The sequence below is a fragment of the Yersinia aldovae 670-83 genome (assembly GCF_000834395.1).
GTDB classification, from domain to species: Bacteria; Pseudomonadota; Gammaproteobacteria; order Enterobacterales; family Enterobacteriaceae; genus Yersinia; species Yersinia aldovae.
In genome coordinates this window covers 1446464-1458624 of record NZ_CP009781.1, presented here as the reverse complement: position 1 = coordinate 1458624, position 12161 = coordinate 1446464, and the positions used below count along the sequence as shown (strand labels likewise).

Genomic DNA, 12161 nt, shown 5'->3' with positions numbered 1-12161 from the left:
CCGGGCAAACTTCCCCAGCTCCACCGCCGTGTGGGTGCTCATCACCTCCTGTATTTTTAACAATGCCACTAATACAGTAGAGAATAAGCAGAAAATTCAGATTAAACAGAATATTGTTAGTTAATCAACAGGCCGTTCAACGGATGGCTCGCTGTTTAATAAGAGACGCTTAAACTATAGGTATTAGTTATGAATAGCCCTAACATGCAACGTGTTGCCTTCGACTAAAATCACTTCAACTTCAGCCCCGGCACCAAGTTCCATTGCACTATAGATACGCCAACTGCTGTCACCGACCCTCATGCGACCATAACCGTCCGTGGTTGGCTCAGTCAGTGTTGCGCGCGTACCGACCAGTTGATGACTGCGTTGGTTCAGCATGGCGGGCTGTGGTTTGATGCGCTGACTCAGCCAATACCACCACAGGAATGCGGACACCACGGTTAGAACGGAAAACAGGATGCCTTGCATCTCCCAACTAAAGGGAAATAGCCACACCAGAACGCCGACTATCACCGCAGCAAGACCGCTCCACAGCATATAACCACTGGCACCGAGCATCTCAGCGGCCAGTAATAGCCCGCCGAGTGATAGCCAAAACCAATTTGGATGTGCTGCAATTTCCTCCAGCATGGTTATTTACCCCGGCTGTTTTTACTCTCACCAATTAGTTCAGCAATACCGCCGATAGCACCCATCAGGCTGCTGGCTTCCAGTGGCATCATGATAACTTTGCTGTTATTGGCCGAGCCGATATGTTGCAGTGCGTCGGTATATTTCTGTGCTACAAAATAGTTAATCGCTTGAATATCACCGGCGGCGATAGCTTCAGAAACCATTCTGGTGGCCTGAGCTTCAGCTTCAGCACCACGTTCACGGGCTTCAGCTTGTAAGAAAGCTGACTGACGCTCACCTTCCGCTTTTAGAATTTGTGATTGCTTTTCGCCTTCCGCACGCAAAATTGCCGCCTGACGAACCCCTTCGGCCTCCAGAATATCGGCACGTTTAGTACGTTCAGCTTTCATCTGAGCATTCATCGCAGAAATCAGTTCAGCCGGTGGACGCACGTCACGGACTTCAATTCGCGTGACTTTGATGCCCCACGGGTTGGTGGCTTCATCAACGATATGCAACAGGCGACCGTTGATGTTGTCGCGTTGGGACAACATTTCATCCAACTCCATTGAACCTAAAACGGTACGGAAGTTGGTCATGGTCAGATTGATGATGGCTGATTCCAAATTGCTGACTTCATACGCCGCTTTCACCGGGTCAATAACCTGGATAAAGCAGACAGCATCGATCGCTACATTGGCGTTATCGCGGGAAATAATCTCTTGAGATGGAATATCCAGAACTTGTTCCATCATATTGATTTTACGACCAACACGATCCATAAAAGGCACAACGATGTTCAGACCTGGCATCAGGGTTTTGGTATAACGACCAAAGCGCTCGACAGTCCACTGAAAACCTTGTGGGACGATTTTGATTGAGGAAAATACCACAATCAGGGCGACGACGATAAGAACAGGGATAACGGTAAACATGTTTAACTTCCTGTCGGTAATTATTTTTGTTTCTTAATATTACGTGACGGGGCGCTAAATGCCTAACGAATGGCCGGTAAAAGCATGTAAATGAGGAAAAGTAAGATTTTCGCAGAGTAAAACTGCGCGAGATGACCCCGCGCAGCAGCAAATAATGTTATCGATAATGAGCGGGAATTACCGTAGCAATGCCTTATCAATACAGCAATGAGTAAAGTTGACGGCGGTATTTTGCCGCCAGCGCATCACCCGTGCCTAACGCGGCTAAAATATCCATTAGCGTTTTACGCGCCGTGCCGTTAGCCGCAGATAAATCTTTCTTCAAATGGCCCAGCAGAAGTTCCAGCGCTTCTTCGTTGCGCCCAACCTGATGCAGTTGTAATGCCAGTTGGACCGCTAACTCAACGTTATCTGGCTGTTCAGTCAGTTGCTGTTGTAATTGCTGGATTTCAGGGGTGTCAGCGGCTTGTTTTAGTAACTCGATTTGCGCAATTAGCCCTTGATAACGGGTATCATGGTCTTGCAGTGGGATAGTCGCCAATACGCTTTCGGCATCTTCACTCCGGTTTAGCTGAATTTGTGCCTCAGCCAGTTGCAGCGCAATGTCGCTGGTTTGCGGGCTACGGTTTTGTTGCATCAGCGCCCAGGCATCTTTTAGTAATGGCAGCGCTTCCTGCACTTTGCCTTCGCTCATCAGTTGTGCAGCTTCTGCGGCCTTCAGCTCTTCAGGTTTTGGTAAAACCCGTTGCAGCAGTTCGCGGATAACCTCTTCCGGCTGCGGCCCCTGGAAACCGTCCACTGGCTGGCCATCTTTAAACAGATAGACCGCAGGAATGGAACGCAGGCCAAATTGCGATGCTACCATCTGCTGCGCATCGCAATCGACACGCGCCAGAATGAATTGACCGGCATACTCGGCGGCCAGTTTATCCAGCACGGGAGTGAGTTGCAGACAGTGCTGGCTGCGTTCAGACCAAAAATAGAACAGAACCGGTGCGCTCATGGATTGTTCTAAGGTCTGGTGTAGGTTTGCTTCGGTAATATCAATCGTTGTCGGTGTTAGCATAAATTATTTCTCTCATCCGTTTTAGCAGTAGATGGGGGCAAATTATGTTGCTTCAACCCTCATCACTATTATCAAGAATTGCCACGCAGGACTTTATCTAGCAACCGGCCCGGTAATATGCGGCGCAGTATCGTCAATGCATGAGCCACCAGGGTGACCGGATAGCGCAATTTCGGCCGCGAACTTTCCAGCGCATGGCGTAATTTTGGCAAAATAGCCTCTGGCGGCAGAGTAAAGCGCTTGGCGATGCCGGGGTTATTAACCGGTTTGTCCGTCTGGGCCTGATTCACATTTTGCGTGAAGTGGGTGCTTATCGGGCCGGGTTCAATCAAACTGACATAAATTCCGCTGTCATGCAGTTCCATTCGCAATGCATCTGACCAGGCTTCTAACGCATATTTACTGGCGGCATAGGCACCCCGGCCGGCAGTTGAAACCAGCCCCATCACCGAACTGGTTTGAATGATGCGACCTTCACCGTGGGGCAACATTGCGGGTAACAGCAATTGTGTTAGCTGATGGGTGCCGAACAGATTGGTGGAAAATTGCTTTTCTAACTGCTGGCGTGAGATGGTGTGCAACGGGCCATACAGACCGAAACCGCCATTGTTAAACAGGCCGTATAAACGCCCGCCAGTCAGTTCAATCACCTGTGCCGCCGCGCGTTCAACACTGGCACTGTCATCCAAATCCAGCTCAATACCTTCCAGACCCAACAATGTCATCTTTGCCACATCATCGGGCTTACGGCAGGCGGCGAGGACGCGATAGCCTCGGTTTTTCAAGTCTTGCGCTGCAACCAGGCCAATGCCGCTGGAACAACCGGTAATTAATACTGTTTTTTGCATAACTTTACCTGGTGAGTGGTTCTATTTATCTAAACAAGTGGTTAACTAAGACTTATTGGTTACTAACGGCTTGAGTTGTTGCGCCATCCAATCTGCAATGAAAGGTTGCGCCTGTGCGTTAGGATGTAAACCATCATCCTGCATCCACTCTGGCTTCACAGCAACCTGTTCCATAAAGAAAGGCACCAATGGGATGCCAAATTGCTGTGCCAGTTGTGGATACATCGCACTGAAGGCATCAGTATAACGGCGGCCGTAGTTAGGTGGAATGCGGATTTGCATCAACAAAGGTTGCGCTTTTGCTTCCAATATCTGATTGATAACTTGCGTGAGATCCCGTTGAATATCCTGCGGTGGGAAACCGCGCAGGCCGTCATTGGCACCTAATTCAATCAGTACCCAGCGGGGTTGATGTTGTTTCAGCAAGGCAGGCAGACGGGCTAAGCCTTGGGCCGCCGTATCGCCACTGATACTGGCGTTAACCACCTTTGGTAATAATGGGGTGGCCTGCCATGTTTTATCCAGCCGTGACGGCCAGGCTTCGGCAATAGGCAGGCGGTAACCGGCGCTTAAACTGTCGCCGAGAATCAACAGTGTATCGGTTGCGGCGGCACGCAAACTGAATAGTCCCAACAGCAAAAGGAAGGGAAGATGCCAGCGGAAAACGTTCTTGAAGTTCATCATCTTAATAAACACGTCGGTCAGGGTGAGCAACAGCTCTCCATCCTTACCGGAGTTGAGCTGGTTGTCAAACCCGCTCAGACAATTGCGCTGATTGGTGAGTCAGGTTCAGGTAAATCAACCTTGCTGGGAATTCTAGCCGGCCTTGATGATGGTAGCAGCGGTGAGGTGAGTTTACTCGGCCATTCTTTGACTGCCATGGATGAAGAGGGGCGCGCACAACTGCGGGCAAAAAATGTCGGTTTTGTTTTCCAATCATTTATGTTGGTGCCGACACTTAATACATTAGAAAACGTGCAGCTTCCGGCGCTGTTACGTGGTGAAAGTGAGCGCGAGAGTAAAGTTCATGCCATTGAGCTATTAACGCTGGTGGGCCTTGAGAAGCGCCTTCACCACCTTCCGGCCCAGCTTTCTGGCGGCGAGCAGCAACGGGTGGCGCTGGCTCGGGCCTTTAGTGGTCGGCCAAAAGTGTTATTTGCCGATGAGCCAACCGGCAATCTTGACAGGCACACAGGTGACCGTATTGCCGATTTATTGTTTTCGCTTAACCGTGATTATGACACCACGCTGATTCTGGTCACTCACGATGTACAGTTGGCTGGCCGTTGCCAGCGTCGGCTGCGGCTACAAGACGGTAAATTGTGGGAGGAAGCATGATTTGGCGCTGGTTTTGGCGTGAATGGCGCTCGCCCTCACTGCTGATTGTCTGGTTGGCATTAACTCTGGCTGTCGCTTGTGTACTGGCGCTAGGGACTATCAGCGATCGCATGGAAAAAGGGCTGAGTCAGCAAAGCCGTGATTTTCTGGCGGGCGACAAAGTATTGAGTGCGGCACACCCGGTTCCTGAACGCTGGTTGCTGGAGGCCAAACAGCAAGGGTTGAGCGTCAGTCGTCAGTTGTCGTTTATGACCATGACCTTTGCCGGTGATCGCCCGCAGTTAGCTGACGTTAAAGCTACAGATTTGGCCTACCCGCTGTATGGCAAATTAGATACACAACCTACCGGAGTACGGCTTAAGCCGGGGACGGTGCTGGTGGCTCCAAGGCTACTGTCGCTGCTGGAGGTAAAAGTTGGTGACATGTTGGATGTGGGAGATACGTCGCTCAGAATTGTCGGCGAAGTGATTCAGGAACCCGATTCAGGCTTCAACCCCTTCCAGACCTCGCCACGTATCTTAATCAATCTGGCTGACGTGGAAAAAACCGGTGCAATACAACCGGGTAGCCGTTTGAGCTATCACTATATGTTTGCAGGCCCAACGGAGGCTATCACTCAGTTTAGCGACTGGCTGACGCCGCAATTGAAACCGGATCAGCGCTGGTATGGTTTGCAAGAGTCGGGCGGTGCGCTGGGGAAATCCCTACAGCGCGCACAGCAGTTCTTGCTGTTATCGGCGTTATTGACGCTATTGCTCTCCATTGCCGCTGTTGCCGTGGCGATGGGGCATTATTGCCGCAGCCGCTATGATCTGGTGGCGGTGCTGAAAACCTTGGGAGCCGGGCGCAGTGCGTTGCGGCGGTTGATTATCGGCCAATGGCTCTCGGTTTTAGTATTGGCAGGGTTGTGCGGCAGTGTCATTGGTTTATTGTTCGAGAAAATATTAGTTCGTTTGTTATCCCCGGTATTACCCGCCGCATTACCGGCGGCTGGCGTATGGCCATGGGTATGGTCAATGGGATCGCTGATATTGATTTCTCTGCTGGTGGGTATTCGCCCATACCGGCAACTGCTGGCGACTCAACCACTGCGGGTACTGCGCCGTGATGTCTCCGCTAATGTCTGGCCGCTGCGCTACTTTATTCCGGTGATGCTGATAGTAGTCGTGGGGTTATTGGCCACGCTTATGGGTGGTAATGCGCTACTGTGGGCGATTCTGGGTGGCATGGTGGTTTTGGCGCTGCTGCTGGGCGTTATCGGTTGGGGTGGCTTATTACTGTTACGCCGCCTGACGGTCACTCGCCTGTCATTGCGGCTGGCGATTAATCGCTTACTGCGCCAACCGTGGATGACCTTGACTCAACTGGCCGCATTCTCTCTTTCATTTATGCTGTTGGCGCTGTTACTGGTGCTGCGCGGGGATCTTTTGGATCGCTGGCAACAACAGTTGCCACCAGATAGCCCGAATTACTTTTTGCTGAATATGACGCCGCAACAGGTGCCGCAAGTCACGGAGTTTCTCACTCAGCATCAGATAACGCCGTCGACTTTCTATCCGATTGTCCGAGTGCGTTTGAGTGAGATTAATCAGCAACTGGCGACTGAGCGGGTCGCAGAAGATGCACCCGGCGGCGAGGCGGTTAATCGGGAGCTGAATCTGACCTGGCAGCAGGATTTACCGGCGCACAATATTTTAACCGCAGGCCAATGGCCGCCCAAGGCGGATGAGGTATCGATAGAGCAGGGGATTGCTGACAGATTGGGCATTAAAATCGGCGATAAACTGACATTCAGTGGCGATACGCAGTCATTTGGTGCCACTGTGAGCAGTATTCGTCAGGTTGACTGGGAAAGTCTGCGCCCTAATTTTTACTTTATTTTCCCGCCGGGCGCTCTGGATGGGCAACCACAAACCTGGCTGACCAGCTTCCGTTATCACGGTGACGGAGAGGTTTTGACGCAATTGAACCGCCAGTTCCCGACTCTCAGCTTGCTCGATATCGGCGCGATGTTGAAACAGGTTGGGCAAGTGCTGCAACAGGTTAGCCGAGCGCTGGAAGTGATGGTGGTATTGGTGATTATCTGTGGCACCTTACTGCTATTAGCGCAGGTGCAAGTTGGTATGCGCCAGCGCCGTCAAGAACTGGTGGTTTACCGGACACTTGGCGCAAGTAAACGCTTACTGCGAGGCACATTGTGGTGGGAGTTTGCGTTACTGGGGCTGGTAGCGGGGCTGGCGGCAGCCATGGGTGCCGAAGCCGCACTTTGGGCATTACAACGGTTAGTGTTTGATTTCCCGTGGCAGCCAAACTGGGTGATGTGGTGGTTATTACCGCTGGCTGCGGCCTTGTTGCTGTCACTGTGTGGTGGTTGGTTAGGGGCAAGGTTATTGCGGGGGCGGGCGCTGTTCCGCAGTTATTAGAATACCCTTCTTACTTGACGTTGCAGCGTTGTTGGCGGCTCTCGTTCACCCGAATCACTGACTTGCGTCAGCTCATCGGGATTTGCTCGTTTGCCGCCTGGCTGCAATGCCAATTACTTTGTGTATTGACCGAAATTAGTTACAGTTTGGCTTGCGCCCAGCGCAGGGCATTTTGGTATTCCGCTGGTAACAATGGGGCCAGTGTCGCCAAGGCGGTGCTTAATGCCGCACCATCGGGATCATTTAAATTCAAATGACCCACTTTGCGGCCTTCGCGCACTTCTTTTTCATACCAATGCAGATGCACCAAGGGCAGTGACAGCCACTCGGTATTCACTGGCGTACCAATCAGATTGACCATCGCCGACGGCGTATTGACCACCGGCGTTGGTAGCGGTAAATCCAAAATAGCGCGCAGATGCAGCTCGAACTGGCTGATAGAAGCGCCATTTTGTGTCCAATGCCCACTATTGTGTACCCGTGGTGCCAGCTCATTGATCAACAAACTGTCGCCGACGATAAAGCATTCCATCGCCATTACGCCAACATAATTCAGCTTATCCATAATGGTGGATAGCATTTTTTCGGCTTGCTGCTGTAGTTTGCTATTGTGTTGTGGTAACGCCACACTTATGCGCAGGATGCCATCTTCATGCAGATTATGGGTGAGCGGATAAAAGACCGATTTACCTTGGCGGCTGCGCGCGCCGATCAGCGAAACCTCGCCAGAAAAGTTAATACCCTGCTCGACAATACATTCGCCGTAAGCATCAGTTGGTAAGCTATCTTGTTCACCGGCGCGTAAACGCCACTGCCCACGGCCATCATAACCGCCAACCCGGCGTTTCACGATGGCAAGCTCCCCCAGATTCGCGAAGATCTGCGGCCACTCGTTGGCATCGGCTAATAACTGCCACGGGGCGGTTGCCAGATTGAGGCTATCAAGCAATTGCTTTTGTGTCAGGCGATCCGCCAGATGTGGGAAAATATCGCGATTAACGAATTCGGCATGGGTGGCAAGTTCACGGGTTAAAGCAGTTTCCGGCCAGCGCTCAATTTCGGCGGTTATCACACTATTCTGATAGGGCACGGCTTCTGGCTCAGCATCTAAGCCCACCGGGTAAACGGCAATACCCAGCGGCTCACCAGCTTGGCGCAGCATACGCCCTAACTGACCATTGCCTAATACGCAAACGGGTTTCATGCCGTCACCTGTAAGTCTGGCACCCGTGGATCTGGATTATCTAACACTTCGTCGGTTTGGCTTTTACGCCAGCCGGCTAAACGAACGGCCAATTCGGTATCATGCAGTGCCAGTATTTGCGCCGCCAGCAAGGCGGCATTTGCCGCACCCGCTTTACCAATTGCCAGTGTTCCCACAGGAATGCCGCGCGGCATCTGCACGATAGAATACAGGCTATCGACACCACTTAGTGCCGCACTTTGTACCGGCACACCGAGGACGGGCACCAGTGTTTTGGCTGCCAGCATACCCGGCAAGTGAGCTGCGCCGCCCGCGCCGGCAATAATGACATGTAAGCCATTGGCATCGGCTTGTTCGGCAAAACTGAACAGTTTGTCAGGGGTTCGGTGCGCGGAAACAACTTCAACATGAAACGGAACATTGAGCGTGGTGAGCACGTCGGCGGCGAACTGCATGGTGGCCCAGTCACTCTTGGACCCCATTACGATAGCGATTTTAACCCCGGCTGCATCAGCCGAATCGAGGTTAGCTCCCATGAGTGTAAAGCTCCTGTGATTGCGCAAGCGTCGGCCAGAACGACTTTACTGAAATCGTGACTGGCGAGAGGGCGTAGAGCATATCATGAGGTAAAGGAGAGGAAAACGGTTGCGTCGCGGCTTTTAGTGGATTTTTAAGTTTTTTATCACGCCAGGCAAGGCACGCCTGAAGGCTAAAATGGGAATTTAATCAGTTCAACGTCATCTGCGGTGACTTTAACCATTGACCCTTCTACATGCCAGGCTCCCAGCACCACACGATGGGCTGTAGCGGCGGGTAGTGCTACGGTGTGAACTGCCGGGCGATGAGTATGCCCGTGGATCATCCAACTCACATTGTTACGCTGGAAGCTGTCGATCACCGCTTGCGAATTGACATCCATGATGAGTTCGGATTTACCACTGTTGTTCTGTTGGCTTTGGTTACGCATATAAGCAGCTATACGTAACCGAAAACGCAGCGGTAACCACAGGAACAGTTTTTGAATCAGTGGATTGTGTACCCGACGGCGAAAGTGCTGATAGTCGGCATCATCAGTACACAGGGTATCGCCATGTAAAATAACGATTTTACGGCCATATAAATCAACGACTTTTTCTTCCGGAAGCAGAGTCATGCCGCTTTCAAGAGCAAAGCGTTTGCCGAGTAGAAAATCGCGATTACCGTGGATAAAGTAGCAGGGTACGCCCTGTTGCTGGAGTGATTTTAACGCAGCAGCGATTTGCCGATACAGTGGCTCGGGATCATCATCGCCAATCCAGGACTCGAATAAATCGCCCAGGATATATAACGCGTCAGCATGAATAGCTTCACGCTGGATAAAATGCAGGAAACCGGCAGTGATTGCCGGTTCCTGAACGCTAAGATGCAAATCTGCAATAAAAAGCGTGCTCATTAAGCCGTTATTACTCGCTTACAGTAACGCTTTGAATGATCACATCTTCTTTTGGCACATCTTGATGCATACCGCTACGGCCGGTAGAAACGTTTTTGATTTTATCAACTACGTCCTGGCCATCAGTGACTTCTGCAAATACGCAGTAGCCCCAACCGTCTGGGCGTTCTGAACGGAAGTTCAGGAAATCGTTGTCGGCAACGTTAATGAAGAACTGGGCAGTGGCAGAGTGCGGATCGTTGGTACGCGCCATTGCCAGAGTGCCACGGGTATTCTTCAAACCGTTATTAGCTTCGTTTTTGATAGGCGCATCAGTGGTTTTCTGATTCATACCCGGCTCAAAGCCACCGCCTTGAATCATGAAACCATCGATAACACGGTGGAAGATAGTGTTATCATAGAAACCTTTACGGCAGTAGTTCAGGAAGTTTTCAACGGTAACCGGCGCTTTATCCGCGAAGGTATTGACGACGATGTCGCCGTGATTAGTATGAAACGTGACCATAATAATGTTCCTGCTAGTGTAATAAGTGTGTTCACAAATGAGTCGTAACTCTTTAGACGGCTCTTATATCATATCTGCGAGATTGAGTCAGCACTCGAAACGCGGCCAATACGGGCGAAAAAGTGCTGTATCGAAGGCAGATTTACGCATAATCTGATGATATCCTTTTAAACTATGCGTTTCGCAAAAACAAAAACCACGGAATGTCCCGATGCTAAAGATTTTTAATACACTGAGTCGCCAAAAAGAGGAATTCAAGCCTATTCATGCCGGTAAAATTGGTATGTACGTATGCGGGATCACCATTTATGACCTGTGTCACATTGGGCATGGGCGGACTTTTGTCGCTTTCGACGTCGTGGCGCGTTATTTGCGTTATTTAGGTTACTCTCTGACATATGTCCGCAACGTGACAGACGTTGACGACAAAATTATCAAACGCGCCATTGAAAACAATGAAACTTGTGAGCAATTGACCACGCGCATGTTGGCTGAAATGCATAAAGATTTTGATGCATTGAACCTTCAACGCCCAGATTTAGAGCCACATGCTACTCATCACATCCCAGAGATTATTGAGCTAACCGAGCGCTTGATCGCCCGCAATCACGCTTATGTGGCTGCCAATGGGGATGTTATGTTCTCTGTTGAAAGTGATCCAGATTACGGTGTGTTATCACGTCAGGACTTGGATCAGTTGCAGGCAGGTGCGCGTGTTGAAGTGGCTGATGTTAAACGTAATCCAATGGATTTTGTGCTGTGGAAAATGTCCAAACCGGGCGAACCTAGTTGGGAATCACCTTGGGGGCCGGGCCGCCCAGGTTGGCATATTGAATGTTCTGCAATGAACGGTAAGCAGCTCGGTGCGCATTTCGATATTCACGGCGGTGGCTCTGATTTGATGTTCCCGCACCATGAAAATGAGATTGCACAATCTACCTGCGCCCACGACGGCCCTTATGTAAACTACTGGATGCACTCCGGTATGGTGATGATTGACAAAGAAAAAATGTCAAAATCACTGAATAATTTCTTCACCATCCGTGATGTGCTGGCGTATTACGATGCGGAAACTGTGCGTTACTTTCTGATGTCCGGCCACTATCGTAGCCAGCTTAACTACAGCGAAGAAAACCTCAAGCAGGCGCGTGCTTCATTAGAGCGTTTATACACTGCGCTGCGCGGGACTGATGCGAATGCAACGCCTGCCGGTGGTGCTGAGTTTGAAGCGCGCTTCCGTGCGGCGATGGATGATGATTTTAATACGCCAGAAGCCTATTCGGTGCTGTTTGATATCGCCCGTGAAGTGAACCGCCTGAAAACTGAAGATATTGATGCCGCAAATGGTTTGGCGGCAGAGTTGCGTAAACTGGCGCATGTGCTGGGATTATTAGAGCAAGATCCAGAACTGTTTTTACAAAGTGGTGCGCAGACGGACGGCGATGAAGTGGCAAAAATCGAAGCTCTTATCAAGCAGCGCAACGATGCCCGCAGCAGCAAAGATTGGGCGCTGGCAGATTCTGCGCGTGATCAATTGAATGAATTGGGTATTGTGCTGGAAGATGGCCCGCAAGGGACGACCTGGCGTCGTAAGTAACAGGTAGTTTAGGCGCTGTTAACCTAAATAATTCGAGTTGCAGGAAGGCACATGCAGCTTGAAGTCTGACAGGTAGAGGATTAAAAAAATTGCGGTTCTGGTGTTCGCCAGCAACCGCATTTTTTTTGCCCATATCTTGTACTTTTCACTACTACAACGGCAGTCTTTTGCAATAACCAGCTAAAACTCGCCGTTGCT

Annotated in this window: 12 protein-coding genes; 3 read left to right on the top strand and 9 right to left on the bottom strand. The window is 50.7% G+C overall.

Features of this window, described 5'->3' with window-relative positions:
- Positions 1-183 precede the first annotated feature (183 nt).
- The 5 genes from AT01_RS06810 to tesA form a co-directional block, all read right to left on the bottom strand.
- Complete coding sequence (locus AT01_RS06810) at positions 184-633, bottom strand: NfeD family protein (RefSeq protein WP_004704950.1); 450 nt, start codon at positions 631-633, stop codon at positions 184-186.
- A gap of 2 nt (positions 634-635) precedes the next feature.
- The gene (locus AT01_RS06805) at positions 636-1550 is read right to left on the bottom strand and encodes an SPFH domain-containing protein (RefSeq protein WP_004704953.1); all 915 of its coding nucleotides are present in this window, start codon (positions 1548-1550) and stop codon (positions 636-638) included.
- Between the two features lie 196 nt (positions 1551-1746).
- Positions 1747-2616 carry a co-chaperone YbbN gene (locus AT01_RS06800; RefSeq protein WP_042546591.1) on the bottom strand — a complete coding sequence of 290 codons (870 nt, stop codon included), beginning with the start codon at positions 2614-2616 and terminating at the stop codon, positions 1747-1749.
- A gap of 71 nt (positions 2617-2687) precedes the next feature.
- Positions 2688-3464 (bottom strand): SDR family oxidoreductase, encoded by a 777-nt coding sequence (locus AT01_RS06795; RefSeq protein ID WP_042546590.1) that lies wholly within the window; start codon positions 3462-3464, stop codon positions 2688-2690.
- A gap of 45 nt (positions 3465-3509) precedes the next feature.
- On the bottom strand, positions 3510-4145 hold the full coding sequence (tesA, locus tag AT01_RS06790) for a multifunctional acyl-CoA thioesterase I/protease I/lysophospholipase L1 (protein WP_042548529.1): 636 nt from the start codon (positions 4143-4145) through the stop codon (positions 3510-3512).
- Between tesA and ybbA the strand changes: the two genes are divergently transcribed.
- Together ybbA and ybbP are read left to right on the top strand one after the other, a co-directional pair.
- A complete protein-coding gene (ybbA, locus tag AT01_RS06785) occupies positions 4116-4802 on the top strand; it encodes a putative ABC transporter ATP-binding protein YbbA (protein ID WP_004704959.1) in 687 nt (228 codons plus the stop codon). The genes tesA and ybbA overlap by 30 nt on opposite strands.
- The gene (gene ybbP, locus AT01_RS06780) at positions 4799-7225 is read left to right on the top strand and encodes a putative ABC transporter permease subunit YbbP (RefSeq protein ID WP_042546589.1); all 2427 of its coding nucleotides are present in this window, start codon (positions 4799-4801) and stop codon (positions 7223-7225) included. The genes ybbA and ybbP overlap by 4 nt, the downstream gene beginning before the upstream one ends.
- A 139-nt stretch (positions 7226-7364) precedes the next feature.
- On the opposite strand, the gene purK is transcribed toward ybbP, so the two are convergent.
- The 4 genes from purK to ppiB form a co-directional block, all read right to left on the bottom strand.
- Positions 7365-8429, bottom strand: a complete 1065-nt coding sequence (purK, locus tag AT01_RS06775) for a 5-(carboxyamino)imidazole ribonucleotide synthase (protein WP_042546588.1) — start codon at positions 8427-8429, stop codon at positions 7365-7367.
- Positions 8426-8965 (bottom strand): 5-(carboxyamino)imidazole ribonucleotide mutase, encoded by a 540-nt coding sequence (gene purE / locus AT01_RS06770; protein ID WP_042546587.1) that lies wholly within the window; start codon positions 8963-8965, stop codon positions 8426-8428. The genes purK and purE overlap by 4 nt, the downstream gene beginning before the upstream one ends.
- A 173-nt stretch (positions 8966-9138) precedes the next feature.
- Complete coding sequence (locus tag AT01_RS06765) at positions 9139-9861, bottom strand: UDP-2,3-diacylglucosamine diphosphatase (RefSeq protein WP_004704968.1); 723 nt, start codon at positions 9859-9861, stop codon at positions 9139-9141.
- 10 nt (positions 9862-9871) lie between these two features.
- On the bottom strand, positions 9872-10366 hold the full coding sequence (gene ppiB, locus AT01_RS06760) for a peptidylprolyl isomerase B (protein WP_042546586.1): 495 nt from the start codon (positions 10364-10366) through the stop codon (positions 9872-9874).
- 211 nt (positions 10367-10577) lie between these two features.
- Here ppiB and cysS point away from each other — a divergent pair, with 211 nt between their 5' ends.
- Complete coding sequence (gene cysS, locus AT01_RS06755) at positions 10578-11963, top strand: cysteine--tRNA ligase (RefSeq protein WP_042546585.1); 1386 nt, start codon at positions 10578-10580, stop codon at positions 11961-11963.
- Positions 11964-12161 lie beyond the last annotated feature (198 nt).

What these genes read in the sequence shown, in the direction of transcription:
- AT01_RS06805 (WP_004704953.1), bottom strand. Translation starts at nt 1,550, where the DNA reads ATGTTTACCGTTATCCCTGTTCTTATCGTCGTCGCCCTGATTGTGGTA.
- ybbA (WP_004704959.1), top strand. Translation starts at nt 4,116, where the DNA reads ATGCCAGCGGAAAACGTTCTTGAAGTTCATCATCTTAATAAACACGTC.
- AT01_RS06795 (WP_042546590.1), bottom strand. Translation starts at nt 3,464, where the DNA reads ATGCAAAAAACAGTATTAATTACCGGTTGTTCCAGCGGCATTGGCCTG.
- AT01_RS06810 (WP_004704950.1), bottom strand. Translation starts at nt 633, where the DNA reads ATGCTGGAGGAAATTGCAGCACATCCAAATTGGTTTTGGCTATCACTC.
- tesA (WP_042548529.1), bottom strand. Translation starts at nt 4,145, where the DNA reads ATGAACTTCAAGAACGTTTTCCGCTGGCATCTTCCCTTCCTTTTGCTG.
- purE (WP_042546587.1), bottom strand. Translation starts at nt 8,965, where the DNA reads ATGGGAGCTAACCTCGATTCGGCTGATGCAGCCGGGGTTAAAATCGCT.
- cysS (WP_042546585.1), top strand. Translation starts at nt 10,578, where the DNA reads ATGCTAAAGATTTTTAATACACTGAGTCGCCAAAAAGAGGAATTCAAG.
- purK (WP_042546588.1), bottom strand. Translation starts at nt 8,429, where the DNA reads ATGAAACCCGTTTGCGTATTAGGCAATGGTCAGTTAGGGCGTATGCTG.
- AT01_RS06800 (WP_042546591.1), bottom strand. Translation starts at nt 2,616, where the DNA reads ATGCTAACACCGACAACGATTGATATTACCGAAGCAAACCTACACCAG.
- ppiB (WP_042546586.1), bottom strand. Translation starts at nt 10,366, where the DNA reads ATGGTCACGTTTCATACTAATCACGGCGACATCGTCGTCAATACCTTC.
- ybbP (WP_042546589.1), top strand. Translation starts at nt 4,799, where the DNA reads ATGATTTGGCGCTGGTTTTGGCGTGAATGGCGCTCGCCCTCACTGCTG.
- AT01_RS06765 (WP_004704968.1), bottom strand. Translation starts at nt 9,861, where the DNA reads ATGAGCACGCTTTTTATTGCAGATTTGCATCTTAGCGTTCAGGAACCG.